The 24,290-nt window shown below is 73.2% G+C and carries 25 protein-coding genes and 1 tRNA gene; 11 read left to right on the top strand and 15 right to left on the bottom strand.

Translation table 11 applies throughout. The features are described from left to right. The first annotated feature begins 32 nt into the window (after positions 1–32). The 3 genes from ACZ6IM_RS03845 to ACZ6IM_RS03855 all read left to right on the top strand — a co-directional run bounded on the left by ACZ6IM_RS03845 (position 33) and on the right by ACZ6IM_RS03855 (position 4,589). Positions 33–1,199 carry an HpcH/HpaI aldolase/citrate lyase family protein gene (locus tag ACZ6IM_RS03845; RefSeq protein WP_052842811.1) on the top strand — a complete coding sequence of 389 codons (1,167 nt, stop codon included), beginning with the start codon at positions 33–35 and terminating at the stop codon, positions 1,197–1,199. A gap of 79 nt (positions 1,200–1,278) precedes the next feature. After that, complete coding sequence (locus tag ACZ6IM_RS03850) at positions 1,279–3,777, top strand: phosphoribosyltransferase (protein WP_469554094.1); 2,499 nt, start codon at positions 1,279–1,281, stop codon at positions 3,775–3,777. After that, positions 3,777–4,589, top strand: a complete 813-nt coding sequence (locus tag ACZ6IM_RS03855; RefSeq protein ID WP_052842809.1) for an HAD family hydrolase — start codon at positions 3,777–3,779, stop codon at positions 4,587–4,589. Before ACZ6IM_RS03850 ends, ACZ6IM_RS03855 begins: the two co-directional genes overlap by 1 nt. Here ACZ6IM_RS03855 and ACZ6IM_RS03860 read toward each other — a convergent pair. The 4 genes from ACZ6IM_RS03860 to ACZ6IM_RS03875 all read right to left on the bottom strand — a co-directional run bounded on the left by ACZ6IM_RS03860 (position 4,507) and on the right by ACZ6IM_RS03875 (position 8,083). Beyond that, on the bottom strand, positions 4,507–5,337 hold the full coding sequence (locus ACZ6IM_RS03860; protein ID WP_052842876.1) for a DedA family protein: 831 nt from the start codon (positions 5,335–5,337) through the stop codon (positions 4,507–4,509). The two genes, ACZ6IM_RS03855 and ACZ6IM_RS03860, sit on opposite strands and share 83 nt — an antisense overlap. 222 nt (positions 5,338–5,559) lie before the next feature. Beyond that, positions 5,560–5,781 (bottom strand): FmdB family zinc ribbon protein, encoded by a 222-nt coding sequence (locus ACZ6IM_RS03865; RefSeq protein WP_052842808.1) that lies wholly within the window; start codon positions 5,779–5,781, stop codon positions 5,560–5,562. Positions 5,782–5,837: 56 nt separating this feature from the next. After that, positions 5,838–7,241 (bottom strand): hypothetical protein, encoded by a 1,404-nt coding sequence (locus tag ACZ6IM_RS03870; RefSeq protein ID WP_469554096.1) that lies wholly within the window; start codon positions 7,239–7,241, stop codon positions 5,838–5,840. 71 nt (positions 7,242–7,312) lie between these two features. Then, complete coding sequence (locus ACZ6IM_RS03875) at positions 7,313–8,083, bottom strand: DUF4097 family beta strand repeat-containing protein (RefSeq protein WP_052842806.1); 771 nt, start codon at positions 8,081–8,083, stop codon at positions 7,313–7,315. A gap of 226 nt (positions 8,084–8,309) precedes the next feature. On the opposite strand from ACZ6IM_RS03875, the gene ACZ6IM_RS03880 reads away from it, so the two are divergent. Continuing rightward, positions 8,310–8,384 (top strand) — tRNA-Val (locus ACZ6IM_RS03880). A gap of 96 nt (positions 8,385–8,480) precedes the next feature. Here the strand turns inward: ACZ6IM_RS03880 and ACZ6IM_RS03885 are convergent. Further along, complete coding sequence (locus tag ACZ6IM_RS03885; RefSeq protein ID WP_052842805.1) at positions 8,481–8,837, bottom strand: hypothetical protein; 357 nt, start codon at positions 8,835–8,837, stop codon at positions 8,481–8,483. A gap of 182 nt (positions 8,838–9,019) precedes the next feature. Between ACZ6IM_RS03885 and ACZ6IM_RS03890 the strand changes: the two genes are divergently transcribed. Next, entirely contained in the window at positions 9,020–9,253 is a 234-nt protein-coding gene (locus tag ACZ6IM_RS03890; protein WP_030181446.1) for a DUF2277 domain-containing protein, read from the top strand. A 156-nt stretch (positions 9,254–9,409) separates the two neighbouring features. Here ACZ6IM_RS03890 and ACZ6IM_RS03895 read toward each other — a convergent pair whose 3' ends face one another. From ACZ6IM_RS03895 to ACZ6IM_RS03910, 4 genes are all read right to left on the bottom strand, one after another. Beyond that, a complete protein-coding gene (locus ACZ6IM_RS03895) occupies positions 9,410–10,084 on the bottom strand; it encodes a DedA family protein (protein WP_469554098.1) in 675 nt (224 codons plus the stop codon). A 203-nt stretch (positions 10,085–10,287) separates the two neighbouring features. Beyond that, positions 10,288–10,749 carry a DoxX family protein gene (locus tag ACZ6IM_RS03900; protein ID WP_052842803.1) on the bottom strand — a complete coding sequence of 154 codons (462 nt, stop codon included), beginning with the start codon at positions 10,747–10,749 and terminating at the stop codon, positions 10,288–10,290. Positions 10,750–11,001: 252 nt separating this feature from the next. Further along, positions 11,002–12,657, bottom strand: coding sequence for an alkaline phosphatase D family protein (locus tag ACZ6IM_RS03905; RefSeq protein ID WP_469554100.1), 1,656 nt, complete (start codon positions 12,655–12,657; stop codon positions 11,002–11,004). A gap of 88 nt (positions 12,658–12,745) precedes the next feature. Then, positions 12,746–13,390, bottom strand: a complete 645-nt coding sequence (locus ACZ6IM_RS03910) for an HNH endonuclease family protein (protein ID WP_052842801.1) — start codon at positions 13,388–13,390, stop codon at positions 12,746–12,748. A gap of 442 nt (positions 13,391–13,832) precedes the next feature. Here ACZ6IM_RS03910 and ACZ6IM_RS03915 point away from each other — a divergent pair, with 442 nt between their 5' ends. Together ACZ6IM_RS03915 and ACZ6IM_RS03920 are read left to right on the top strand one after the other, a co-directional pair. After that, on the top strand, positions 13,833–14,414 hold the full coding sequence (locus ACZ6IM_RS03915) for a TMEM165/GDT1 family protein (RefSeq protein WP_052842800.1): 582 nt from the start codon (positions 13,833–13,835) through the stop codon (positions 14,412–14,414). Positions 14,415–14,574: 160 nt separating this feature from the next. Then, on the top strand, positions 14,575–15,240 hold the full coding sequence (locus tag ACZ6IM_RS03920; RefSeq protein ID WP_052842799.1) for an HAD-IA family hydrolase: 666 nt from the start codon (positions 14,575–14,577) through the stop codon (positions 15,238–15,240). A 46-nt stretch (positions 15,241–15,286) separates the two neighbouring features. On the opposite strand, the gene ACZ6IM_RS03925 is transcribed toward ACZ6IM_RS03920, so the two are convergent. Further along, entirely contained in the window at positions 15,287–16,426 is a 1,140-nt protein-coding gene (locus ACZ6IM_RS03925) for a peptidoglycan-binding domain-containing protein (protein WP_469554103.1), read from the bottom strand. 191 nt (positions 16,427–16,617) lie between these two features. Between ACZ6IM_RS03925 and ACZ6IM_RS03930 the strand changes: the two genes are divergently transcribed. Further along, a complete protein-coding gene (locus ACZ6IM_RS03930; protein ID WP_052842797.1) occupies positions 16,618–18,681 on the top strand; it encodes an MDR family MFS transporter in 2,064 nt (687 codons plus the stop codon). A gap of 34 nt (positions 18,682–18,715) precedes the next feature. Here the strand turns inward: ACZ6IM_RS03930 and ACZ6IM_RS03935 are convergent, their stop codons facing one another. Then, complete coding sequence (locus ACZ6IM_RS03935) at positions 18,716–19,216, bottom strand: GNAT family N-acetyltransferase (protein ID WP_469554104.1); 501 nt, start codon at positions 19,214–19,216, stop codon at positions 18,716–18,718. Positions 19,217–19,381: 165 nt separating this feature from the next. Here ACZ6IM_RS03935 and ACZ6IM_RS03940 point away from each other — a divergent pair, with 165 nt between their 5' ends. Together ACZ6IM_RS03940 and ACZ6IM_RS03945 are read left to right on the top strand one after the other, a co-directional pair. Next, a complete protein-coding gene (locus ACZ6IM_RS03940) occupies positions 19,382–20,050 on the top strand; it encodes a hypothetical protein (protein WP_052842795.1) in 669 nt (222 codons plus the stop codon). Positions 20,051–20,054: 4 nt separating this feature from the next. Continuing rightward, positions 20,055–20,567 (top strand): hypothetical protein, encoded by a 513-nt coding sequence (locus ACZ6IM_RS03945; RefSeq protein WP_469554106.1) that lies wholly within the window; start codon positions 20,055–20,057, stop codon positions 20,565–20,567. Positions 20,568–20,577: 10 nt separating this feature from the next. Here ACZ6IM_RS03945 and ACZ6IM_RS03950 read toward each other — a convergent pair whose 3' ends face one another. Next, on the bottom strand, positions 20,578–20,985 hold the full coding sequence (locus tag ACZ6IM_RS03950) for a DnaJ family domain-containing protein (RefSeq protein WP_052842793.1): 408 nt from the start codon (positions 20,983–20,985) through the stop codon (positions 20,578–20,580). A gap of 79 nt (positions 20,986–21,064) precedes the next feature. On the opposite strand from ACZ6IM_RS03950, the gene ACZ6IM_RS03955 reads away from it, so the two are divergent. Further along, positions 21,065–21,463 carry an FHA domain-containing protein gene (locus ACZ6IM_RS03955; RefSeq protein ID WP_469554108.1) on the top strand — a complete coding sequence of 133 codons (399 nt, stop codon included), beginning with the start codon at positions 21,065–21,067 and terminating at the stop codon, positions 21,461–21,463. Between the two features lie 13 nt (positions 21,464–21,476). Here the strand turns inward: ACZ6IM_RS03955 and ACZ6IM_RS03960 are convergent, their stop codons facing one another. The 3 genes from ACZ6IM_RS03960 to proP all read right to left on the bottom strand — a co-directional run bounded on the left by ACZ6IM_RS03960 (position 21,477) and on the right by proP (position 24,148). After that, a complete protein-coding gene (locus ACZ6IM_RS03960) occupies positions 21,477–22,148 on the bottom strand; it encodes an O-methyltransferase (protein ID WP_052842791.1) in 672 nt (223 codons plus the stop codon). After that, the gene (locus ACZ6IM_RS03965; protein ID WP_052842790.1) at positions 22,145–22,672 is read right to left on the bottom strand and encodes a GNAT family N-acetyltransferase; all 528 of its coding nucleotides are present in this window, start codon (positions 22,670–22,672) and stop codon (positions 22,145–22,147) included. The genes ACZ6IM_RS03960 and ACZ6IM_RS03965 overlap by 4 nt, the downstream gene beginning before the upstream one ends. Positions 22,673–22,759: 87 nt before the next feature. Continuing rightward, positions 22,760–24,148, bottom strand: a complete 1,389-nt coding sequence (gene proP / locus ACZ6IM_RS03970) for a glycine betaine/L-proline transporter ProP (RefSeq protein WP_052842789.1) — start codon at positions 24,146–24,148, stop codon at positions 22,760–22,762. Positions 24,149–24,290: the final 142 nt, after the last annotated feature.

Raw genomic sequence — 24,290 nt, forward strand, 5'->3', positions numbered from 1 at the left:
CCAGGTCGCCCAGACACCACGGGGGAGTTTAAATGCGTCATTTCGGACAGATAGCCCCTGAAGTGCGGAAGCGTCTTTTCCATCAGGAGCCCTGCTCCTTCACGGCGGACTCGCCGGCCAGGCTGCTGTCCGCGGCCCTGGGCGCCACGCTCTACAGCCCGGCCACCCGGCCGAGTCTCGCCGACGACATCCTGAAGCAGGGTGCGCGCGGGGTGGTGTCGATGGTGCTGTGCCTGGAGGACTCGATCGACGACGCCGACGTACCCGTCGGCGAGGCGAACCTCGTCCGTCAGCTCACGGACCTGGAGAAACGTTCCGACGACGACGTCCCCCTGCTGTTCGTCCGGGTCCGCACCCCCGAGCAGATCCCCGACCTCGTACGGCGCCTGGGACCCGCCGTCCGGCTGCTGTCCGGATTCGTGCTGCCGAAGTTCACCGAGGAACGCGGCGTGCCCTTCCTGGAGGCGCTCGCCGCCGCCGAGTCCGCCAGCGGCCGCAGGCTCTTCGCCATGCCCGTGCTCGAGTCCCCGGACCTGCTGTACCGGGAGTCCCGGGTCCAGACGCTGGAGGGCATCTTCCGCGCGGTTGACAAGTACCGGGACCGCGTACTCGCCCTGCGGCTCGGCGTGACCGACTTCTGCTCCTCCTACGGGCTGCGCCGAGGCCCCGACATGACCGCCTACGACGTCCAGATCGTCGCCTCCGTGATCGCCGACGTGGTCAACATGCTCGCCCGCGCCGACGGCACCGGATTCACGGTGACCGGGCCCGTGTGGGAGTACTTCCGCGTCCAGGAGAGGATGTTCAAACCGCAACTGCGGCAGAGCCCCTTCCTCGAAGGGCAGGCCGTCGAGCTGCGCCAGAAGCTCATCGAGCACTCCATGGACGGCCTGCTGCGCGAGATCTCCCTGGACCGGGCCAACGGCCTGCTGGGCAAGACCTGCATCCACCCCTCGCACGTGCTCCCGGTGCACGCGCTGTCCGTGGTCAGCCACGAGGAGTTCAGCGACGCCCAGGACATCCTGCGGCCCGAACGGTGCGGCGGCGGCGTGATGCGGTCGGCCTACACGAACAAGATGAACGAGGTGAAACCCCACCGCGCCTGGGCCGAGCGGACCCTGCTGCGCGCCGAGATCTTCGGGGTGGCGAACGAGGACATCGGCTTCGTGGAACTGCTCGCCGCCGGCCTGTCCGACTGAACGCCGGGCGACCGGACGCAAGCGATCCACGACCGACGCCGGGGCACGTGCCGCGGCGGACGAACGGAGGCACGAGTACATGACGGAGAAGGCGCACGCCGAGGGGCACGCCGCAGAGCGCGCCGGGGCATGGTCCGGCAGCTGGGTCGCCGAGCGGCTCGGCGTCGAACTCGCCGGCGACGAGGCGCTCACCGGCCTGCTGGGGCTCGCCCTGCGCCGCAACCCCAAGCGGGCGCACCTGCTCGTCTCCAACGTGCTCGGCAAACACGTCCCGCAGTCGCCCTCCGTCGTCCACGGCCACGGCGTCGCCCTCGGCCGCCGTGTCCGCGACCTGCTCGGTACCGAGGCGGCCGAAAGCGCGGTCGTCCTCGGTTACGCGGAGACCGCCACCGGACTCGGCCACTTGGTCGCCGACGGCCTGGGCCCCGCCCCCTACCTGCACTCCACCCGCCGTCCGGTCACCGGAGTGGCACGGGCGGGCGGCTTCGAGGAGTCCCACTCGCACGCGACCTCCCACCTCCTGCTGCCGGAGGACCCCGCGCTGCTGGCCGGAGACGGGCCGCTGGTCCTCGTCGACGACGAGTTCTCCACCGGCAACACGGTGCTCAACACCATCCGCGCCCTGCACGAGCGCTACCCCCGCAAGCGGTACGTCGTGGTGGCCCTGGTCGACATGCGCTCACCCGCGGACGCCGGGCGGCTGGACGACTTCGCCCGGGAGATCGGCGCCCGCGTCGACCTGGTGACCACCGCCTCCGGCACCGTCCACCTGCCCCCGGGAGTACTGGAGAAGGGCCAGGAACTGGTCGCCCGCCACGAGACGGCGGCCACGGAGCCGGCCGGCCCCGCTCCGGCCGCCACGCCGTCCGGAGCCGTCGAGCGCGTCGAACTGCACTGGCCCCACGACGTCCCCGACGGCGGACGGCACGGATTCACCGCCGCCCACCGGGCCCGGCTGGAGGCCGCCCTGCCCGCCATGGCGGAACGGATCGCCGAGGCGCTGCCCGCCGGCGCCCGCCGGGTCCTCGTCCTCGGCTTCGAGGAACTCATGTACGCCCCCCTCCGTCTGGCCCACGCCCTGGAGCAGACCCTCGGCGGCGACGTCACCGTGCGCTACTCCACCACCACCCGCTCTCCCGTCCTCGCCGTCGACGACCCCGGCTACGCCATACGCACCCGCCTGGTCTTCCCCGCGCACGACGACCCGGCCGACGGCCCCGGCGAGCGCTACGCCTACAACGTCGCGGGCGCCGGCTTCGACGCCGTCGTCGCCGTCGTCGACTCGGTCGCCGACACCCCGGCGCTGCACGCCCCGGACGGACTGCCGGCCCGGCTCGCCGCCCACGTCCCGCACGTCCTGCTCGCGGTCGTCCCGTCGTACGTCCCGCGTCCCCCGCACGCCCCCGAAAGGCCCTCCTCCATGCTGCCCGAGCCCCTGCGCGGCCCCGACTTCTCCTCGTACGCGCCCGACGAGGTCGGCTGGCTGCTCCAGGACCTCTCGGACGTGACACTGGAGGCGCCGACCGAGGAGCGCGAGGAGGCGATCCAGAGCGGCGGCGCGCACTACGCGGAGTCGCTGCCCGTGGAGTACCAGCCCAGCGAGCAGTACCAGCAGCTGTTCCACGCGGCGCTGGAGACGTCCGCCGCACGGCTGGCGCGCGCCGTCGGCGCCGTCACCGAGATCGTCCTCGCGGAGCGGTCGCCCCGGCCCGTCCTGGTCTCCCTCGCCCGCGCGGGCACCCCCGTCGGCGTTCTGATGCGCCGCTGGGCGCAGTTCCGCCATGGCCTCGACCTCCCCCACTACGCCGTGTCGATCGTCCGGGGCCGCGGCATCGACGCCAACGCGCTGCGCTGGCTGGCCGGTCACCACGACCCCGCCGACGTCGTCTTCGTCGACGGCTGGACCGGCAAGGGCGCCATCACCCGCGAACTGGCCGCCGCCCTGCGCGAGTTCGAGGCGTCCGACGGCATCACCGGCTTCGACCCGGAGATCGCCGTACTGGCCGACCCCGGCTCCTGCGTGCGCACCTACGGCACCCGCGACGACTTCCTCATCCCCTCCGCCTGCCTCAACTCCACCGTCTCCGGACTGATATCCCGCACCGTGCTCCGCGCCGACCTGGTCGGCCCGCACGACTTCCACGGCGCGAAGTTCTACCGCGAACTCGCCGGCGCCGACCTGTCACCGGACTTCCTCGACGCCGTCTCCGCCCGCTTCCCCGACGTCACGGACACGGTCGACGCCCAGGTGAAGGACCTCCTCTCCGCCGACCGCAGCCCCACCTGGGAGGGCTGGGCCGCCGTCGAGCGCATCAGCGAGGAGTACGGCATCCACGACGTGAACCTCGTCAAGCCCGGCGTCGGCGAGACCACGCGGGTGATGCTGCGCCGCGTCCCGTGGAAGGTGCTGGCCCGGGCCGGTGCCGGCGCCGACCTGGACCACGTCCGCCTGCTGGCCGAACAGCGGGGCGTACCGGTGGAGGAGGTCGCCGGCCTCCCGTACACCTGCGTCGGGCTGATCCACCCGCAGTACACGCGGGGCGCCACCGGCGCCGACGGCAAGGCGGTGGCGCTCTGATGCCGGTGCTCGTCGCCAGCGACCTCGACCGCACGCTCATCTACTCCGCGGCCGCGCTCGGACTGACCATGCCCGACCTGAGGGCACCCCGCCTGCTGTGCGTGGAGGTCTACGAGAGCAAGCCCCTCTCCTACCTGACCGAGACGGCCGCCCACCTGCTGACGGACCTCGGCGACTCGGCCCTCTTCGTGCCCACCACCACCCGGACCCGCAAGCAGTACCAGCGGATCAACCTCCCCGGCCCCCCGTCGAAGTACGCGATCTGCGCCAACGGCGGCCACCTGCTGGTGGACGGCGTCTCCGACCCCGGCTGGCACGCCCGGGTGACCGCACGGCTGGCCGACGAGTGCGCCTCGCTGGCCGAGGTCCGCGACCACCTGACGAACACCGCCGACCCGCTGTGGGTGCGCAAGCACCGGGTGGCCGAGGACCTCTTCGCCTACCTGGTCGTCGAACGCGACCTGCTGCCCCAGGACTGGGTGAAGGAACTCGCCGTGTGGGCCGAGAACCGCGGCTGGACCGTGTCCCTCCAGGGCCGCAAGATCTACGCCGTGCCCAAACCGCTCACCAAGAGCGCCGCCGTGCACGAGGTCGCCCGCCGCACCGGCGCCGAACTCACCCTCGCTGCCGGTGACTCGCTCCTCGACGCCGACCTGCTCCTCGCCGCCGACCGGGGCTGGCGGCCGGGCCACGGCGAGCTGGCCGACTCCGGGTGGACGGCTCCGACGGTCAGCGCCTTGCCCGAGCGCGGTGTCCTGGCCGGTGAGCGGATCCTCCGCGAGTTCCTCCGTGCGGCGGGCCCGGCTCGCTGAACCCGCCGTCCGGGTCCCCGGCGCCGCCACCGGTGCCGGGGCGGCCGTCGTCGTCGGCCGGCGGCTGCTCGTCCTGCCCCCCGCCGGGCCCGCGGCCCCGCCGCCGGTGACCGGCGCCCGGCCGCAGCAGACGCATGCCGACGAAGACCACCAGCGCCAGCGCGGCTGCCGCGAGGATCACCTTCGAGTAGGTGGAGGCGATGCCCGAGACCTCCGACCAGTTGTCCCCCAGTGCGTAGCCGGCGAGCACGAACACGGTGTTCCAGATCGCGCTGCCCAGGGTCGTCAGCGCGAGGAAGACGGGCAGCCGCATCCGCTCCACGCCCGCGGGTACCGAGATCAGGCTGCGGAAGATGGGGATCATCCGGCCGAAGAACACCGCCTTGGTTCCGTGCCGCAGGAACCACGCTTCCGTCTTCTCGATGTCGGACACCTTCACCAGCGGCAGCTTCCCCGCTATCGCCACCGTGCGGTCCCGGCCGAGCAGGGCACCGATTCCGTACAGGGCGAGCGCGCCGATCACCGAACCCGCGGTCGTCCACAGCAAGACGGCGATCAGGCTCATCCGGCCGGAGCTCGCCGCGAACCCGGCGAGCGGCAGGATCACCTCGCTCGGCAGGGGAGGAAAGAGGTTCTCCAGAGCGATGGCGAGACCGGCACCGGGGGCGCCGAGGGCGTCCATGAGGTCGTTGATCCACTGCGGGGCCGCACCGCTGTCCGCGGCCGGCTGCGCTGCGATGGCTGTCATGACGACCACGCTAGGAAACCGCGGCTGAAGGGATCCTGAGGAAGACCACGGGAACGGCTGCGTACGCTGTACGGCCGGCTGCTGCTGGACGGCATACGCAACCCCGGTTCACTGGTCCTGGGCGGTCTGTACCTCGGGTTCCTCGCCGGTCGGGGAATATGCGGCGCGACACGGACCCGACAGGAACCGAAGGAGCGCGACCGGAGCGGGGGAGAGGCGGCCTCAGCCGCAGCAGCCCCCGCCGCAGCAACCGCCACCGCCACCGCCGCCACCCGACGACGGCGCCGGGGCGGAGGCCGAGCCGCCGACCGCGACCGTCGACAGCAGCTTCACTGTGTCGTCGTGGCCCGCCGGGCAGGCGGCCGGAGCGGAGGACTCGGCCATGGGACGGCTCAGTTCGAAGGTGTCGCCGCAGCTGCGGCAGCGGTACTCGTAGCGAGGCATGCGCACAGATTAACCGGCACGGTCGTCCGATGGCCCCGGCCGGCCGACCTCGGGGATCAGTGACCGGCCCCGCGCTCCTCGCGGATCCGGGCGACCACGTGGGCCACCGTCTGCCGGACCGCTTCCGTCTCCGTCAGGAAGTGCCAGTAGTCGGGGTGCCGCCCCTCCAGCGTGGTGATCGCCCGCTCCAGCCGGGCCACGGCCTCGTCCAGGGGACGCGCGTGACGGGGCTCGGGGGTGTTGCGCCCGGCCATGGCCAGGCGCTGGGCGTCGCGGATCGCGAAGCGGGTGCGCTCGATCTCCTGCTGCGGGTCCTTCTGCACGGCGTTCAGCTGCCGCAGCCGGTCGCCGGCCGCCGAGACGGCCTCGTCGGTCGAGTTCAGCAGCGCTCGTACCGTCGACAGCAGGGCGGTGGCGTCGGGCCAGCGCTGTTCGTCGCGGGCGGTCCGCGCCTCGGCCAGCTTCCGCTCGGCCTGCCGGACCGATTCGGCAGCCTGGTCAGGCACGTGCTGGAGGTCCTGCCAGCAGGCGGCGGTGAACCGGCGCCGCAGCTCGCTCAGCACCGGCTCGACCTGCTCGGTCCGGGTGGTCAGTGCCTGGGCGCGGGTGCGCAGGGAGACCAGGCGGTGGCCGATCTCGGCGGCGCGCTCGGGCAGCCGCTCCGCCTCGGCGCGGACCGCCTCGGCCTCACGGATGACCCGTTCGGCCCGCTCGAGCGTCTGGGGCACCCCGTGCTGTCCCGCGCCCTGGTTCAGCCGGGTCAGCTCCGGGCCGAGGGTGGCGAGACGGGTGGCCAGGTCGTCCGCCCGCAGACCGGAGCCGCGCGCGGCGTCCAGGGCGTCGGAGGCGGCGAGCAGGGCCTGCCGGGCGCGCTCGACGGCGGGTGCCAGCCGGGCCAGCTGGGTCTCTGCCTTGCCCAGGAGCGGGCCGAGGCCCTCGGCGAAGCGGTCCAGTTCCTGTTTGACCCGGCCCAGTTCGGTCTTGGCGGCGGTCAGTTCGGTGCGGGCGTGGGAGGCGGCCGAGGCCTCCAGGTCGTCCCGGTCCAGGTCGTGGGCGTCGACGGCGCCGATGTACTGGTGGCTGACCTCGTCGATGCGCCGGCCGAGGGCCTCGAAGTCGGAGACCGCGCGCCGGGCGGCGGGGGAGGAGTCGACGGCCGCGATCGTCTCTATGGAGATCCGCAGATCCCGCTGCGCGGTGTCCAGCTCGTAGAAGGCGGCGGCCGCGTCGTCCTTGGCGGTCTGGGCCTCGGCCCGCTGGCTCTCGGCCCGCCCGCCGAACCAGCGCCGGGTACCGCCCCCGGCGAACGCCGCGGGCAGCGCCAACGCGCCGAGCAGGGGCAGGCCCATCAGGGTGAGCGCGTCACGCACCGCGCCCCTCCGGTACCGGCGGGAGCGGTGCGGCAGGCGCTCGGCGCGCGCCACCATCGGCGAGTACGGCTGCGATGGCGTCGCCGTCACATCACTCTCCCGTGTCGTCCGTCCTGCCCGGGTTCATTCTCCCACCCGTTAGGGACGAACACACGGGCCGGTCAGTTCGCGGTTCGGACGGTGATTTTGCCGTCACCGGACCGGGCGTCGACCACGTGTGCGCTGGCGTCGTCGGTGGGCACGGACACGTCGACCGAGCCGTCACCGGTGTCGGTGGACACCTTGTACGTGGCCCGGGGCAGCGAGATCGTCACGGAGCCGTCGCCGCTGCGGGACTCCACCCGGTCCGGGACGGTGCCGAGGTCCAGCCGGACCGAGCCGTCGCCGGTGTGCGCCCGCACCTGGCGGGAGGAGACCGCGGCACGCACGGAACCGTCGCCGGTACGCAGTTCCAGCGGCCCGGAGGAGTCGGTGACGTGCACGGAGCCGTCGCCGGTACGGATGTCCAGCGCGTCCTGGAACCCGCTGGCCCGCACGCTGCCGTCGCCCTCCTTCACCTTGACGGCGACGCCGCGCGGCACCTCGATGCGGTGCTTGGCCGCGCAGTCGGCGACCACACCGGAGCAGTGCATCCGCAGCACCAGCCGGTCGCCGTCCATCCTCCAGGTCACCTCGGGGTCCGAGCCGACCGCGACCGAGCCGGAGAACCACCGCGTGACCTGGATCTTCCCGGAGGCGTGGTCGTCGGAGGCGACGATCTCCAGGGCGGAGTCGTCGGAGTCGACGGTGAGCGTGCGGCCCTGGAGGGCGAACGACCGGTGCTCGGGGTCCTTGTCGTCCGAGGCGGAGGCGCAGGCGCTCAGGCCCGCGACGAGGACGGCGACGGCGCCGACGGCGGTGAGCACGCGGACGGGAACGGTACGGGCGGGCATGGCGGTCTCCCCCTGGGACGGACGACGAGGTGCCGCACCCGGGGCCTTCCGCGGTCCGCGGAGACCTGCTCGATGAGGCTCTTCGACCGTACGGAGCACGGGACCCCGGCTCGATCCGGACCGCTACCGGATCGAGGGTGGGGATAACCCCCGGCCCGCGGGCACGCACGGCGCGAACGCGTTTGCCGGGCAGCGCCCCGGGCCATGTAGGCTGTCGACTCGTCCTGGGTGCGTAGCTCAGGGGTAGAGCGCCTGCCTTACAAGCAGGATGTCGGCGGTTCGAAACCGTCCGCGCCCACCAGGACCGGCGCCGTCGTCGTCGGTGTGAAGGCCCTCGGAGAATCCTCCGGGGGCCTTACGCGTGCGGTCCCTTCCGGGCCTGCCCGGACGAGGCTCCTCAGGTGTCCTCGGGCGGCGGCTCCGGCAGCGGGGCCTCATGGGCGTGTTTCAGCGCCGAGCGGGCGCTCACCTGGTCGGGGCCGGTCGTCTCCGACCAGTAGCGGTGGGTGCTGACGAACACCGCCAGTTCACGCTCGCGCCGGCGGAGCTTCTCGACCTCGGCCTGCTCGTCCGCCGTCCAGCCGGGCGAGGCCGGACGCTCGACCTTCCGCCAGCCGTTGTCGTCGCTGAATCCGTCGAGCGGTTCGACAGACCAGGGAAGTCTCTTCAGCAGGGCCGACAGCTCGGCCCGGACCTGATGCAGTTCCTCCTGACCGGCGAGGAGGTCACTGGGGAAATCATAGGTCGTAGCCACACGCCAATGATACGCCTGTTCGATTTTGAGGCGCGCGTTCCCTTCGGTGGTTCACGCGAACGAGTGCCCCGCGGCCCGGCGCGACTGTCAGACCCCTGCTCTACCGTGAAAGAGATGGACGGCGTGCCGCCGGAGCCGGTCGAACGGCTGGTGGGTGGGCCCGGAGAGGGGAGACCGACGTCATGTGCCGCAGCATCAAGACCCTGCGTCCGCCCGTGCTGGCCGAGGAGGCCACCGAGGACGAGATCAGAGCCGCCGCCCTTCAGTACGTGCGCAAGGTCTCCGGGTTCCGTGCGCCCGCCGCGCACAACCAGGAGGTCTTCGACGAGGCCGTCGAGGCCGTCGCCAAGGCCACGGCCGAGCTGCTCGCGGGCCTGGAGATACGGGGAGGCGCCGGAGCGCGACGGGCCTCCTGACGCCGGGCCGGCTCCGCCGGCGCCGCAAGAGGGCTGCCCGCTGCCACGGGCGGGCCGCGGCTGCCGTCCGGGTCGCCGCTTCGGTCCCGGTGCCCCGCCGACCAGGTGCTCGTCGCTCGGCCGGCCGGCTTCCGCCGCGTCGGGGAGGCTCCGCCGTTACGAGGCCTCGGTCGTCCGGGGCTGACGGCGCATCAGGAACGCCGTCCCCGCCCCCGCGCCGAACAGCGCCACCAGCGACACGCCCGTCGCCAGCCAGGACGCGCCCAGCCACTGGCCGCCGAAGTAGCCGAGGGCGACGCTGTACGCGGCCCAGGCCAGTCCGGCGAGCGCCGACCAGGGGAGGAACTCGCGGATACGGCGATGAGCCGCGCCCGCCACGAGCGAGACGACCGAGCGGCCGGCCGGGGCGAAGCGGGCCAGGACGACGAGGGCACCGCCGCCGCGGGCCAGGGCGCCGCCGAGACGTTCCTGCGCGGTGGTCAGCCGCCGGGAACGGGCGATCGCGCGGTCCAGCCGTGCCCCGCCGCGCCAGGCGAGGCGGTAGACGGCCAGGTCGCCGAGGACGGAGGCGGTCGCCGCGCAGAGCGTGAGGACCAGGATGTCGGGAACGTCCTGCGGCACCCGCCCGGCCGCCGCCGCTCCGGAACCCGCGGCCGCCGCCGTCGCCGCCGTGATCACGAGGACCCCGCTGGGCAGCACCGGCAGGAAGATGTCGAGGAGCACCGAAACGGCCACCAGCGCATAGATCCAAGGGCTGCTGACCAGCGACCCGATACTTCCCAGACCTTCGACCACCACAACTCCCCGATACTCCCCCGCGGGCCGGGCCATGCCGCGAGACGCGGGGACGGCAGGAGCGGCCGATGACAGCCATACAGCGTACGCCCGGGGTGTGACAGAGGGTTCACAGGGGGCTTGTGTGATCGACGCACGGTGTTCACACGCACGACAGCGGTGCCTCCATGTCCGGGCGGGCACCGCTGTCGGGCCGGCGGGGCGGGGAACCGGCGGACGGAAACCCCGTGGCGGTCCGGTCAGGCCGCGACCGGCGTCTGCCGCTCCGGGGCGGACCGCTCCCGCTCGGACGTGCGCCGGGCGAGCAGCCGGTCCAGGCCGAAGGCGCCGGAACCGGTGAAGGCGAGCAGCAGGAAGGCCCAGCAGAACATGACGGAGGCCTCGCCGCCGTTCTCCATCGGCCACAGGGCCTCCGGCTGGTGCACCTTGAAGTACGCGTAGGCCATGGAGCCGGAGCAGATGACCGCCACCGGCCGGGTGCCGAGGCCCAGCAGGACGAGGCCGCCGCCGACGAGCTGGATCACGGCCGCGTACCAGCCGGGCCAGGTGCCCGCGTCGATCGTGCCGCCCGATCCCGCGGCGCCGCCGAGGACGCCGAAGAGGGAGGCGGCGCCGTGGCATGCGAAGAGCAGGCTGACGACCATGCGGAACAAGCCGAGTACGTAGGGCTGGGCGCTGGCGCTGTCGAGGCGTCCGGGCATGGGGGAGTGCTCCTTCGGTCGGCCGGCCGAGGCGGGCCGGTGGGGGACGGAACCGAGTGGGCTGCCCACGTTAGGTGTGCCTAATGAGTGCTTGCAAGTTCAACATTTAGCCATAGCCTGACATGCAGTCACTGGCCCGCCGTTGTTCCCGGACCAGGTGGGAGCGCTCCCACGCTCGCGGTGCGACCCACGGATGTGACTCGATTCATACCCCGCCCCACCCCCGCCCCATGCCGGTGACTCCCGCTCCGGCTACGCCAGCTCCCGTTCGGTGATCGTCCGCAGTGCGGTCGTCCCGTCCCGGTCCGCCCGGGCCTGTTCCAGGCGCAGCCGCGCCGAGCGCCCCCGCAGGGTCAGCGTCATGATCTGGTTGCCGAACCAGGGCCCGCCCGTCCTGCGCCAGCTCACCGCCGGGGGCGCGCAGCGTCCGTGCCGGGCGATGCGCCGCCCCAGGGCACGCGCCGGGGCGCTCCAGCCGAAGCGGAAGCCGAGGCGGATGGAGAGGGGCACGGAGTTGTGGACGGGGGAGCAGGTCAGCTGGGCCACCCGGGCGTCCGGTGCGCGCCCCGGCCACGACGGCTCGGCCACATAGGCGTGGTGGACGTCGCCCGAGAGCACGCTCACCGTCGCGGGCGCCCCAGGCCCGCTACCGGCCTCGGCGATCAGGTCGCCGAGGGCGTCGAACGACGAGGGGAAGGCGGCCCAGTGCTCCAGGTCGGCGCCGCGCCGCACCCGTTCCCCGAGCCGTGCCCAGCGTGCGCCCCGTTCGCCGCCGCACATCGCGGCGTTCCACGCCTCCACGTCGTGCACCAGGTGGGGCAGCAGCCAGGGCAGGGAGGTGCCGATCAGCAGGTGGTCGTAGGCGCCACGGCCCTCGCCGCCCTCGCCCCGGCCGTCCAGGACCTGTTCGCGCAGCCACGCGGCCTCGCCCGGGTCGAGCATCGTGCGGCGGTCCTCCGCCAGGACGCGGGCCGCGCGGGAATCGACCATCAGCAGCCGTATGCGTCCGAAGTCGCGTCGGTAGCTCCAGCGGACGGCGGCCGGATCCGCGTCGGCCCGGGCGGCGAACTGTCGCAGCGCGTCGGTGCCGTCGGGCGCCTCGCGCACGGCCGTGTACAGCGGGTCGGCGGCCAGTTCGTCCGGGGAGAGGTTGCCCAGCTGCTGGTACACCCAGTACGACATCAGCCCGCTCAGCAGCCGCTCCTGCCACCAGTCGGTGGCCCGCATGTCGGCGAGCCAGGCGGCCGAGGTGTTCCAGTCGTCGATGACGTCGTGGTCGTCGAAGATCATGCAGCTGGGCACGGTGGACAGCAGCCAGCGCACCTCGGGGTCGAGCCAGGACTCGTAGTAGAGGTGGGTGTACTCCTCGTAGTCGGCGACCTGGTCGCCGGGACCCGCGGCCACGTCACGCCGGCCGGCGATCCAGTGGCGCGTGGCGTCGGAGATCTCGTCGGCGTAGACCTGGTCGCCGAGCAGCAGCAGCACGTCGGGGCGGGCGCCCCCGGGGTCGGCCGCGAGGCGGGCGGCGAGAGTGTCCAGCGCGTCCGGGCCCACCGGGTCATTGCCCCCGGCCGGTGGCGCGGCCCAGCGGCAGGAGCCGAAGGCGACGCGCAGGCCGTCCCCGTCCGAGGGCGTGGCGATCACCGAGGGCGGGAAGGGGGAGTCCGGCGGCGGCCACACGGGTGTGTCGTCGAGGAGCACCTCGTACTCCGTGGCCGTACCGGGAGTCAGGCCGCCGACCGGGACCAGGGCGTAGTGGTGGCCCGCGATCAGGAAGCTGCGGGCCGTGCCCCGGGCGCCGTCGGCGCAGCGCACCTCGGCCGTGCAGGGGCCGTCCGTCTCCACCCAGACGGTCGCGCGGGAACCGTCGGCGTACCTCAGCAGTGGTCCCAGGCGCAGTTCCGCCATGATGATCCTCTCCTCCGTCGCCCCGTACGGTACGGAACGACGGAGGCCGGCGGGGAGGTTCCGCGCCGAACGGATGGCGGACGGGGCGTCAGCAGTTCGCGAGGTAGCCCTGCAGCGCGGACTTCTCCGCCGAGTCGACCGAGAGGTCGTAGTAGTACTTCACCTGCACCCAGGCCCGCACGTACGTGCAGCGGTAGGCGCTGCGCGAGGGCATCCAGGTGGCCGGGTCCTGGTCGCCCTTGGCCTGGTTGACGTTGTCGGTGACCGCCAGGAGCTGCGGCCGGGTCAGGTCGTTGGCGAAGGACTGCCGGCGCGAGGTGGTCCAGGAGTCGGCACCGGAGTCCCATGCCTCGGCCAGCGGCACGAGGTGGTCGATGTCGACGTCGGACGAGGCGGACCAGGTGGCGCCGTCGTAGGGGGAGTACCAGCTGCCGCTGGTGGCGGCGCAGGAGGAGTCGGTGACGACGTTCGTGCCGTCGCGCTTGAGGATCGTCTCGCGGGTGTTGCAGGTGCCCGACTGCGTGATCCAGTGCGGGAAGAGGTCGCGGTCGTAGCCGGTGCGGTCCTCGCTGGCCACCGTGAGGGAGGCGAGGTAGGTGCGGGCGGTGGCCGCGCTGACCGGGGTGGGGAGGGCGGCGGAGGCGGCCGGGCCGTTGAGGAGCCCGGCGGAGGCTATGAGCCCGGTGAACGCGGCGAGGAAACCGAGGCGTCGACGCGCGTAGAACTTCGGCATGCGAACTCCCTTTGGGTGTGGGGGTGTTGGGACGCGGGCAGGGGAATGCTCGCGACGCCGCATGGCGTACGGATGTGCGGTCGGTAAGAAGTTAGTGACGTGTGCATGGCACGTCTAGAAGCGTGACGAGACTCGTGACGGGAGTCGTGGCGGGACCTTCGGCCCTCGGCGCCGCGCGCGAGGTCGCGTACTATGGACGGCGCAGAAGGGGAGTAGCTCTTCGCCGGACCGTCGACATACTGCTCAGCTCGTCTGAGCCGGCGCCCGGAGGCAGGCCTCGTAGGCGGGGCAGGCCAGCGAGACCTTCGGCAAGCAGTGCACGCCCGTGCCGTACGGCAGGGGTGGATCCGTGTGCTGCCGTGCCGAGGTGTCGTGCGTCGCGGAGGTCCTGAAATCCGCAATCAGCACTCTCGGTGGGGTGGCCCCGACCGATTGAGGAATCTTGATCAGCCTGACCGTGACGGCGCTCGTCTTCGGTGTCGTCTTCCTCGCCGAACTGCCGGACAAGACCGCGCTCGCCGGCCTCGTCCTCGGCACCCGCTACCGCGCCTCGTACGTCTTCGCGGGCGTGGCCGCCGCCTTCCTGCTCCACGTCGTGCTCGCGGTGGCGGCCGGCAGTGTGCTGACCCTGCTGCCCCAGCAGATCGTGCACGCGGTGACCGGGGTGCTGTTCCTGGGTGGCGCCGCCGTGCTGCTGATGAAGAAGGACGACGAGGACGAGGAGGTCCGCAAGCCGCAGGACCAGTCCTTCTGGAAGGTCGCCGGGGCGGGATTCATGCTCATCCTGGTCGCCGAGTTCGGTGACCTGACGCAGATCATGACGGCCAACCTCGCCGCCCGCTACGACGACCCGCTCTCCGTCGGCCTCGGCGCGGTGCTCGCGCTGTGGGCGGTGGCCGGACTCGGCATCGTCGGTGGAAAGGCCCTGATGAAGCGGGTGCCGCTGGGACTGATCACGAAGATCGCGGCGGTGCTCATGCTGGGCCTGGGCGTGTGGAGCCTGTGGGAGGCGATCGCCGGCTGAGCGGCGGGCGCCGCCGGGTTCCGGCGGCTCCGGTGGCGGGTGTCGGTGGCGCGAACCCCGGTGTGTTTTGTACCGTGGGTGAACAAAGTGGCTCCCGCCCGTTCTCCCTGACCGGCGGGCGGGGCCGCCTTGTTTCCTCCCCGCGCCTTGGAGACTGCCGATGACGGCCACCGCCACCACCGTTCTGCCCGCCCGTGCCCTGCTGCTCGACATGGACGGCACCCTCGTCAACTCGGACGCCGCCGTCGAGCGCGTCTGGCGGCGCTGGGCCGACCGGCACGGGCTGGACGGCGACGAGGTCATGAAGGTCGTCCACGGACGGCAGGGCTACGCCTCCATGGCACTGCTGCTGCCGGACCGGCCCATGGAGCAGAACCACGCCGACAACGCGCGCATGCTCGCCGAGGAGACCGCCGACACCGAGGGCGTCGTCGCGATCCCCGGCGCGCCGGACTTCCTCGCCTCGCTGCGCGGCCTGCCGCACGCCCTGGTGACCTCGGCCGACGTGGCCCTGTCCACCGCGCGGATGGCCGCCGCCGGGCTCGCGCAGCCGGACGTCCGGATCACCGCCGAGTCGGTCGGCGCGAGCAAGCCCGACCCGGAGGGCTTCCTCAAGGGCGCCGCCGAACTGGGCGTCGCCCCCGCCGACTGCGTCGCCTTCGAGGACTCCGGCGCCGGCATCGCGGCCGCGCGCGCCGCCGGGATGCGGGTCGTCGGGGTCGGGCCGCGCGCCGGGCTCCACGGGCCGGACGTGGTCGTGGAGGACCTGACGCGGGTCCGGGTCGAGGCCGCCCCGGACGGCACCCTGCGCCTGCACATCGGCTGACCCCACCCGCCGAGGGGGCCGCCGCTCCCTACGGCTTGCGCCGCTGCTACGGCTCGCGTGTCTCCGATTCCAGGCTGCGGCGGGTGTCCGGGCCGTAGACGCCCACTCCGTCGGTGTGTATGCCGCGCTCCCACTGGTACTGGCGGACGGCGTCCTCGACCTGGCGGTTGTAGTTGCCGTTGGAGTCGCCCCAGTACATCCACTTCTGCGCCAGGCGCTGCTGCAGTTCGACGACCTCCGGTCCCTGGTCGCCGCGCCGCAGCGTGGGGCCGCCGCCGGGCTCGCCGTCGTCCTCGGACTCCTGCGGGGCGTCGACGGGCGGCGCGGTCGTGCTCCGGGTCGGTTCCGCCGGCCGGGACGGTGTGGGCGAAGCGCTCGACGCCGACGGGGACGGCGAGGCCGAGGCGCTCGCACTGGCCGACGGGGACGCGGACGCGGACGGGGAGGCGGACGCGGTGGGCGACGGCGGGGCGGACGACGCGCTCGGTTCCGCGCTCGCCCGGACCTCGTCCGGCAGCGCCCCGTCCCGCGACGGGGTGTCGTACGAGAACAGTCCGCTCGCGAATCCCGCCGCGCCGATCACGACCACGACCGCTCCGGCGGCACTCAGCAGGACGCCCTTGCGCCGCCGTGGCGGCCGTCCGTCGCCGCCCGCGCCCCCAGCCCCCGGGTCGGCCTGGGGGAGGGGTGCGGTGGCGGAGGTCTCGAACAGGCGCAGGTCGTGCGCGCTGGGCGAGCCGGCCGAGGGGGCCAGGGGCGTCGGCAGCGCGGAGGTCGCCGCCGTGTCCCCGTCGGGCGTGTCGACCCCGGAGGCGGCCCCGGGTCCCGCGCCGGGTCCGGGGCCCTCGCCGGCTCCGGCCTCGACGGCGCGCAGCGTCATCGTGGCGTCCGGGTCGGGCGCGGGCGTCGCGGGTGACGCGGGTGACGCAAGCTGCTCGCCGCCCGACGTGCCGGGGGCGTCCGTGGGCTCCCCGGCCGTCCCGTCCAGCTCGACGTACGGCCGTATGCGCAGCGGGTCGAAGTCCTCCGCGGCTGCCGCCTGGGCCGTGCGGGCGTCGCGCAGGGCGTCGGACGCCCTCGTGCCGCAGGCGCAGGACGGCGTGTTGTCCGCCGCCCTGGGCGTGCCGCACTCCGGGCACGAGGCCCCCGCGGGCCGCTCCCGCGACGGCTCCTTGTGCTGTTCCACGCGTTCGTCCCTCCCCTCGCGACTCCCCTCGCGAACTCCAGAGATTATGCAGATCTTCTCCACACTTCGGCGCACACGCCCCCGGAATGTCGGCTTCCCGGAGGACTGAAACGGCCATAACTGGTCACACCGACCGGGATGGGCAGTGCGCGTCGACACCCGTGAGGGTCATGACACCTGTGGAGGTCGGGATGGCCGAAGATGTGCGCGAGGCGACGGAGCCGGACCCGGCGCGGGCCGCACCACCGGGGGAGCGGGAGCAGGTCTCCAGCGGCGTGCTCGTCTCCATCGGAGCCCTGCTCCTCGGCATGCTGCTGGCCGCGCTCGACCAGACCATCGTCTCGACGGCGCTGCCCACCATCGTCAGCGATCTCGGCGGACTGGAGCACCTGTCCTGGGTGGTCACCGCCTATCTGCTGGCGGCCACCGCCGCGACCCCGCTGTGGGGCAAGCTCGGCGACCAGTACGGACGCAAGAGGCTGTTCCAGCTGGCGATCGGGATCTTCCTGGTCGGTTCCGCGCTGTGCGGCATCGCGCAGGGCATGGGCCAGCTGATCGTCTTCCGCGCCGTGCAGGGCCTGGGCGGCGGCGGCCTGATGGTGCTGTCGATGGCGATCGTCGGCGACCTCGTCCCGCCCCGTGAACGCGGCCGCTACCAGGGGCTGTTCGGCGCGGTGTTCGGCGCGACCAGCGTGCTCGGACCGCTGCTCGGCGGGGTCTTCACCGAGCACCTCAGCTGGCGCTGGGTCTTCTACATCAACCTGCCGATCGGCGTCGTCGCGCTCGCGGTGATCGCGGCGGTCCTGCACATCCCGCGCCGGGCCACCCGGCACGTCATCGACTACCTCGGCACCCTGCTCATCGCCTCCGTCGCCACCTGCCTGGTCCTGGTGGCCTCGCTCGGCGGCACGACCTGGGCCTGGGACTCCCCGCAGATCATCGGCCTCGCGGTGCTCGCGGTCGTCCTGGCCGCCCTCTTCGTGACCGTGGAACGCCGGGCGGCCGAGCCCGTCCTGCCCCTCAAGCTCTTCCGTGTCCGCACCTTCACGCTCTCCGCCGTCATCAGCTTCGTCATCGGCTTCGCGATGTTCGGCGCGATGACGTACCTGCCGACGTTCTTGCAGGTCGTACGGGGTGTCACGCCCACCATGTCCGGTGTGCACATGCTGCCGATGGTGTTCGGCCTGCTGCTGTCGTCGACCGTCTCCGGGCAGATCGTCAGCCGTACCGGCCGCTGGAAGGTGTTCCCCGTCGCGGGCACCGCCGTCACCACCCTCGGACTGCTCCTGCTGCACCAGCTCGACGAGCACAGCACCACCGCCGAGATGAGTGCCTACTTCTTCGTCTTCGGCCTGGGCCTCGGCCTGGTGATGCAGGTCCTCGTCCTCATCGTGCAGAACGCCGTCGCCTACGAGGACCTGGGCGTCGCCACCTCCGGCGCGACCTTCTTCCGGTCCATCGGGGCGTCGTTCGGCGTGGCCATCTTCGGCACGATCTTCGCGAGCCGCCTCGGCGACCAGCTCACGGACGCCTTCCGGGGCACCGCCCTGCCGCCCGGCGTCTCCGTGGACACCCTCAAGGCCGACCCGCGCGGCATCGGCGCCCTGCCGCCCGCGCTGCGCCCCGAGGCCATCCACGCCTACGCCTCCTCCATCACCGACGTCTTCCTGTACGCCGCCCCCATCGCCCTCGTCGCCTTCCTGCTGGCCTGGTTCCTGAAGGAGGACCGGCTGCGTGGTTCGGTCACCGCCCCGGACGCCACCCAGACCCTCGCCAGCAACCCGGTGGAACGCTCGTCGCACGACGAGGTGTGCCGCGCCCTGTCGGTGCTCGGCACCCGGGAGGGCCGCCGGGAGATCTACCGCAGGATCACCGCGCGGGCGGGCTACGACCTGCTGCCCGCGTCGAGCTGGATGCTGCTGCGGGTCAGGAAGTACGGCCGGGTCGAGCCGGCCCAGCTCGCCGAGCGCAGCCCGGTCCCGCTGGCCACCGTGATGGCGGCCGCCCGGCAGGTGGAGGAGCGGCACCTCGCCGTCCGCGAGGGCCCCGACCTGGTCCTCACCGGCCGGGGCCGCGAGGTCGCCGAACGGCTGGCGCTGGCCCGCGAGGACTCGCTCGCCGAACTGCTCGGCGACTGGTGGGGCCCGGACCGCCCGACCGACCTGGTTCGGCTGGTGCATGAGCTGACCGGTGAACTGTGCGGCTCGGAGCGGGAGCGCCCGCACGAGGGACGCACTCCCGCACGGGCAGGCTGAGCCCTCCCCGGGAACTCCCCTTCTCGAGGCCCCCTCAGAGCTCCTGGCGCAGCGGCTTGTGGAACCAGTGCTCGGCGTCCGGGCTCTCGTTGTACGCCTCGGTCTCCGTGTAGCCGAGGCGCGCGTACAGGGCCCGGGCCTCGACGAGGTCGCCCCGGGTGTCGAGGACCATGCGCCGGGCCCCGAGCGACCGTGCCGCCTCCTCGGCGGCCCGCACCAGCAGCGCGGCGCCGCCCCGGCCGCGCATCGGGGCGTACAGGAACACCCGGGTCAGCTCGGCGGTGGCGTCGTCCAGCAGCCGTACGCCCGAGGTGCCGGCCGGTTCACCGCCGTAGCGGGCGACCAGCAACCGCCCCCGGGGAGGTGCGAGGTCGGCGCCGGGGTACGCGGCGATCTCCCGCTCCAGCTCGGCCGGGTCGGTGGGGTGCCCCTCGTGCAGCTGGTACCAGCGGTCGCTCACCTCCGTGTAGTACGCGCGCCACAGGGCGGCGGCGACGGGGGAGTCGTACGGTTCGGGGGCGACGGTCCAGGTCATGACGGGCATTGTCGGCGGGGGACCGGCACGCCGGGCAAGCGGATTTTCCCACCGATGCGCCCTGCGCGCACGCCGTGCGCCGTTTGAGCGCGGCCTCGGGGGCAACACGAACGGCGAACCGGCCCGCTCGGAGAGCCGGCAGGCCGAAGAACCCGGAAGGCACTCATGTCCACAGGCGTGATCATCGCTTTGATCGTGATCGTGGCGGTCGTCCTCGTCGTCGCGGCCGTCCTTGCCCTGCGCGCACGGGGCCCCCAGCACGGCGGAAGCCTGAAGCGGCGCTTCGGGCCCGAATACGACCTGGCCGTGGCCCGGCACGACGGCGACACCAAGGCCGCGGAACGGGAACTGGCCGAACGGGTGCGGCGGCACGGGTCGCTGCACACCCGGCCCCTGGAGCCCGCCGAGCGGGAGCGCTTCGAGGCGCGTTGGGCCGCGGCCCAGGAGCGCTTCGTCGACTCCCCGCGCGAGGCGGTCGGCGAGGCGGACCGGCTGCTCGCGGAACTCGCCGGCGCGCGGGGCTTCCCGGACGGCGGACAGTACGAGGAGCAGCTCACGGCGCTGTCCGTGCACCACGCCCACCACGTCGAGGGATACCGCCGCGTGCACCGCGTGACGCACGCGCGCGTGGACGACGCGCAGGACGGCGGCGCGGGCACGGAGGAGATGCGCGCGGCCATGGTCGAGGCGCGTGCGCTGTTCGAGGCCCTGGTACGCCCGGGCCGCCATGACGCCGGGCGGCAGCGGACCGGCACGGAAGCCGGCGAACCGGCCCCCGCCGCCCACGCGCCCCACGCGTGGTCGCTCGGCAAGCGCCGACCGAAGGAGAGCTGAGGCAATGCCCGACACGACAGGCACAGCCGGCCGCGACACGGATGTCGAGCCCGGCACCACCGCCGAGCCCAGGCCCGGCACCACCGCCGGGACCAAGCCCGGGATCACCGCCGAGACCGGTACTCCCGCGCGACCCGGCAGCAGCGCCGAGCCCACGTCCGGCATCACCGCCGGGTCACCTCCGGCAGCCGCTCCCGCGGACGCGCCCGCCTCCGCCCCCGCGTCGGCCGTCGGGCCGCTCCTGGCGTCCGGCGAGTCCGACCGGCTGGGTCAGCGGCTGCACCACGCGGTGGCCGGGTTCGTCGACGCCCCCCGAGCTTCCGTCGAGGAGGCCGACCGCGTCCTGGAGGAGATCGCGGCCCGCTTCACGGACGCCGTGGCCCACCGCCGCCGCACCCTGCGCACCTCCTGGCAGGAGGCCGGTCCGGACAGCGGAGCGCCGAGCACGGACACCGAGCAACTCCGCCTGGCACTGCGGGACTACCGCGAACTGGCGGACCGGCTGATGCGCCTGTGAACCACGGGCGTCAGCCCGCCGCCCGGCCCTCCCGCCACCGCCGTACGACCTCTTCGACGTCGTAGGGCTTCAGACCCAGCGGGGGGCCGGGCGGCGGCTTGAACATGACGTCGCGGATCTTGACGTTGATCTCCTCGACGATGCGGCGGACCACCCGCTCCGACGGTGCCTTCGCCGCCGCCTCCAGGGCGTCCTCCGCCTCCTTGCGCAGCGCCAGGGTGGGCGGCAGCACGGAGAAGCCCTCGCGGGCCATCTTCCGCTTCACCCACCACAGTTCGTCGTAGGTGCTGTCCAGCTCGCTGGGCAGGGGCTTGCCCGCGCCGGGCAGCTCGGCGAACTCGCCGCGGGCGTCGGCGTCACGGATCTGTTTGTCGACCCAGGACTCGAAGTCGACGCCGGGTGGCTTTCGCTCGGTCATGACCCCATTGTGCCGGACACCACTCCACCGGTCGATCTATCATGCGGCGGCGACCAGCCGACGGACCGAAGGAGCGCACGTGCTCGAACTCACCATGGCCGCCGTCACCGCGGCGGACACGGGCGCCACGGCCGGCATGCAGATGGCCGACGCGCCCAGCGAACCGGACGCGGTGCTGCGGGTGGGCAGGGACAGGTCCGTGTGCCGGCTGCCGACGCCGGACGACTGGCTGTTCGTCTCCCGGGTCCACCTGGAGTTCCGGTGCGGTCCGGACGGCACCTGGCGGCTGACCTGGCTCCGCGGCTCCCAGCCGGACCCCTCCTGCGAGGTCCGGCTGACCGTCGGCGGACACGCGCAGGCGCAGCCCATGACGTACGGCGGCACCGTGCCGCTGCCCAGGGGCGGCAGCGGCGAGGTGGTGATCCAGGACCGCGCGGAGCCGCGCAGCGTCAACGTGGGCTTCTACCACGAGATGTAGGCCCGGCCCGTGGTCAGGGCAGCACGCGCGCCAGCGCGAACCCGTCGTACCCCTTGGCGCCGACGGTCTGGACCGCGGTGCCGCTGAGCCGGGGGTGACTGCCGATCAGCTCGATGGCGGCGCGGGTGCCGCGCACGTCGCCGGCGGTGTCGTCGGCGTCGGCCACGCGTCCGCCGCGCACCACGTTGTCGAGGACGATCAGGCTGCCGGTGCTGGTGAGTCCGAGGGCCCACTCGAGGTAGTGCGCGTTGTTGCCCTTGTCGGCGTCGATGAAGACCAGGTCGAAGGGCGGCGGGTTCTCGTCGGCGAGCTTCGGCAGGGAGTCCAGGGCGGCGCCCACGCGTACGTCGACGAGGTCTTCGAGGCCGGCGCGGGCGAGGTTGCGGGTGGCGACCTCCGCGTGCCGGGCGTTGTACTCCAGCGTGACCAGACGGCCGTCGGCGGGCAGGGCGCGGGCCAGCCAGATGGTGCTGTAGCCGCCCAGGGTGCCGATCTCCAGGATGGTGCGGGCGCCCTGGACCTGGGCGAGGAGCTGGAGGAGCTTGCCCTGGCCGGCGGTGACGTTCACCGGCGGCAGCCCGGCCGCGTCACTGTCCCTGCGGGCGGCCGCCAGGGCCTCGTCCTCGGGTGCGAGGTGGGTGTCGAAGTAGGTGTCGACGTCGTCCCACAGCCGTGACTCGCTCATGCGGGGCCTCCCGCGGCCACCGTGCGGCGGAAGAGCTGGCGGGAGCCGCCCTCCGGACCGGGTCCGACCGCTTCGGCGGGGGTGAAGCCGAGGCGCCGGTAGAAGGCGCGTGCGCCGCTCGCGGAGGCGCCGGGGTGGTCGGCCCCGAACGTGACCACCTCGATGTCGGCCGGTCCCCGCACCCACCTGCGCATCGCGTCCCGCATCAGCTCACGGCCCACGCCGCCCGCACGGGCCTGCCGCGACACGACCAGCCAGTGGACGTGGTACACCGGCGCGTCCGGCCCGAACAGGAGCCCGCCGAGCAGATCCGGGCCCGTGCCCGGGTCCGGGTCCGGGCCCGTGCCCGAGTCCGGGGCCGGGTCCGGGGGGACGGCGACGAGTGCCGCGTCGCGGCGGATGTGCTCGTGCACCGCGTCATGGAATCCGGCGTCCTCGACCATCGGCCCGAACCAGTGCTCCACCTGGGCCGCCAGGCCGAGGAAGCCGGGGAAGTCCCGCTCCTGCGCAAGTCTGACCATCACCCCGGCAGTCTGGCAGAGCGGCCCGGAGGCCGCAGCGCAGCGCGACGGTGTCGGCCGTTCCGGGCCACCGGCATGGGCCGGTCCGGGCTATCGACGGCCCTCGACCGCCGGTGCCGAGCCCGGCAGCGGGCGTCCCGCCGACTCGGTCATGAACCACACCGCCACGCCTCCGACCACGGCCGCGGCCATCATGTAGTACGCGGGCATCATCATGTTGCCCGTCGCCCCGATCAGCGCCGTCACCACCAGCGGCGTCGTCCCGCCGAACAGGGACACCGAGACGTTGAAGCCGATCGACAGCGAGCCGTACCGCACCCGCGTCGGGAACAGCGCCGGGAGCGCCGACGGCATCGACGCCGTGAAGCAGACCAGCAGCAGACCCAGCGCGCCCATGCCCAGCGCCACCGCGAGCAGGCTCCCCTGGCGGATCAGCAGCAGCGCCGGGACGGACAGCAGCAGGAAGCCCGCGCAGCCCGCGGCGATCACCGGCCGCCGCCCGACCCGGTCGGTCAGCGCGCCCGCGAACGGCTGGACGACCATCATCAGCGCCATCACGCCCAGCACCACGAGCAGCCCGTGCGTCTCGTCGTACCTCAGCTCGCTGGTCAGATAGCTCGGCATGTACGACAGCAGCATGTAGTCGGTGACGTTGAAGACCAGCACCAGGCCGACGCAGAGCAGCAGCGCGCGCCACTGACCGGTGACCATCTCCCGCAGCGGCACCTTCGGCCGCTCCGTCTCCGCCTTCTCCATCTCGGCCGCGAACGCCGGCGTCTCCTCGAGGCGCATCCGCAGATACAGTCCGACGATGCCCATCGGCCCGGCGATCAGGAACGGGACGCGCCAGCCCCAGGACATCAGGTCGCCGTCCGACAGCAGCGCCGTCATCAGCGTCACCAGGCCGGCGCCGCCGATGTACCCGGCGAGCGTGCCGAACTCCAGCCAGCTGCCGAGGAACCCGCGCCGCCGGTCCGGCGCGTACTCGGCGATGAAGGTGGACGCGCCCGCGTACTCGCCGCCGGTGGAGAAGCCCTGCACCAGCCGTGCGGCCAGCAGCAGCACCGGCGCCCAGACGCCGATCGTCGCGTACGACGGGATCAGACCGATGGCGAACGTGCCCGCCGCCATCATGATCATCGTGACGGCGAGCACCTTCTGCCGCCCGATCCGGTCCCCGAGCGGCCCGAAGACCATGCCGCCCAGCGGCCGGACCAGGAACGCCGCCGCGAAGGCGCCGAACGTGGAGAGCAACTGCGCGGTCGGGTTGCCCGACGGGAAGAAGACCTTGCCCAGCGTCACGGCGATGTAGCTGTAGACGCCGAAGTCGAACCACTCCATCGCGTTGCCCAGCGCCGCCGCCTTGACGGCGCGCCTCACCAGCGCGGGATCGGTGGCGGTGGACGCGCCGGCGGCGCGCGGGACGGAAGCGGGGGTGGTACGGGCCTCAGGAGCAGCGGCGACGGGGGCGGCCGACAAAACTACGCTCGCCTACTTTCGACGGGGACAGGGACGGGGGCGGGAACGCCACGACCCGTACGGCGGCGCTGTCGCCGGGCCGGAAGGAGCCCGCGGCACTCGGCCACGGGCAGAAAAGCGACCATAGGCGCTGATGCGCCGC

It is taken from the genome of Streptomyces sp. NPDC042336 (genome assembly GCF_055581985.1).

Excerpts from the sequence above, each read along its gene's own strand:
- ACZ6IM_RS03945 (WP_469554106.1), top strand. The coding sequence starts at position 20,055 with ATGCCCGACACGACAGGCACAGCCGGCCGCGACACGGATGTCGAGCCC.
- ACZ6IM_RS03935 (WP_469554104.1), bottom strand. The coding sequence starts at position 19,216 with ATGACCTGGACCGTCGCCCCCGAACCGTACGACTCCCCCGTCGCCGCC.
- ACZ6IM_RS03900 (WP_052842803.1), bottom strand. The coding sequence starts at position 10,749 with ATGCCCGGACGCCTCGACAGCGCCAGCGCCCAGCCCTACGTACTCGGC.
- ACZ6IM_RS03865 (WP_052842808.1), bottom strand. The coding sequence starts at position 5,781 with ATGCCTCGCTACGAGTACCGCTGCCGCAGCTGCGGCGACACCTTCGAA.
- ACZ6IM_RS03905 (WP_469554100.1), bottom strand. The coding sequence starts at position 12,657 with ATGGCGGAACTGCGCCTGGGACCACTGCTGAGGTACGCCGACGGTTCC.
- ACZ6IM_RS03920 (WP_052842799.1), top strand. The coding sequence starts at position 14,575 with ATGACGGCCACCGCCACCACCGTTCTGCCCGCCCGTGCCCTGCTGCTC.
- ACZ6IM_RS03860 (WP_052842876.1), bottom strand. The coding sequence starts at position 5,337 with ATGACAGCCATCGCAGCGCAGCCGGCCGCGGACAGCGGTGCGGCCCCG.
- ACZ6IM_RS03890 (WP_030181446.1), top strand. The coding sequence starts at position 9,020 with ATGTGCCGCAGCATCAAGACCCTGCGTCCGCCCGTGCTGGCCGAGGAG.
- ACZ6IM_RS03960 (WP_052842791.1), bottom strand. The coding sequence starts at position 22,148 with ATGAGCGAGTCACGGCTGTGGGACGACGTCGACACCTACTTCGACACC.
- ACZ6IM_RS03845 (WP_052842811.1), top strand. The coding sequence starts at position 33 with ATGCGTCATTTCGGACAGATAGCCCCTGAAGTGCGGAAGCGTCTTTTC.
- ACZ6IM_RS03895 (WP_469554098.1), bottom strand. The coding sequence starts at position 10,084 with ATGGCCCGGCCCGCGGGGGAGTATCGGGGAGTTGTGGTGGTCGAAGGT.
- ACZ6IM_RS03875 (WP_052842806.1), bottom strand. The coding sequence starts at position 8,083 with ATGCCCGCCCGTACCGTTCCCGTCCGCGTGCTCACCGCCGTCGGCGCC.
- ACZ6IM_RS03910 (WP_052842801.1), bottom strand. The coding sequence starts at position 13,390 with ATGCCGAAGTTCTACGCGCGTCGACGCCTCGGTTTCCTCGCCGCGTTC.
- ACZ6IM_RS03855 (WP_052842809.1), top strand. The coding sequence starts at position 3,777 with ATGCCGGTGCTCGTCGCCAGCGACCTCGACCGCACGCTCATCTACTCC.
- ACZ6IM_RS03950 (WP_052842793.1), bottom strand. The coding sequence starts at position 20,985 with ATGACCGAGCGAAAGCCACCCGGCGTCGACTTCGAGTCCTGGGTCGAC.
- ACZ6IM_RS03930 (WP_052842797.1), top strand. The coding sequence starts at position 16,618 with ATGGCCGAAGATGTGCGCGAGGCGACGGAGCCGGACCCGGCGCGGGCC.
- ACZ6IM_RS03940 (WP_052842795.1), top strand. The coding sequence starts at position 19,382 with ATGTCCACAGGCGTGATCATCGCTTTGATCGTGATCGTGGCGGTCGTC.
- ACZ6IM_RS03850 (WP_469554094.1), top strand. The coding sequence starts at position 1,279 with ATGACGGAGAAGGCGCACGCCGAGGGGCACGCCGCAGAGCGCGCCGGG.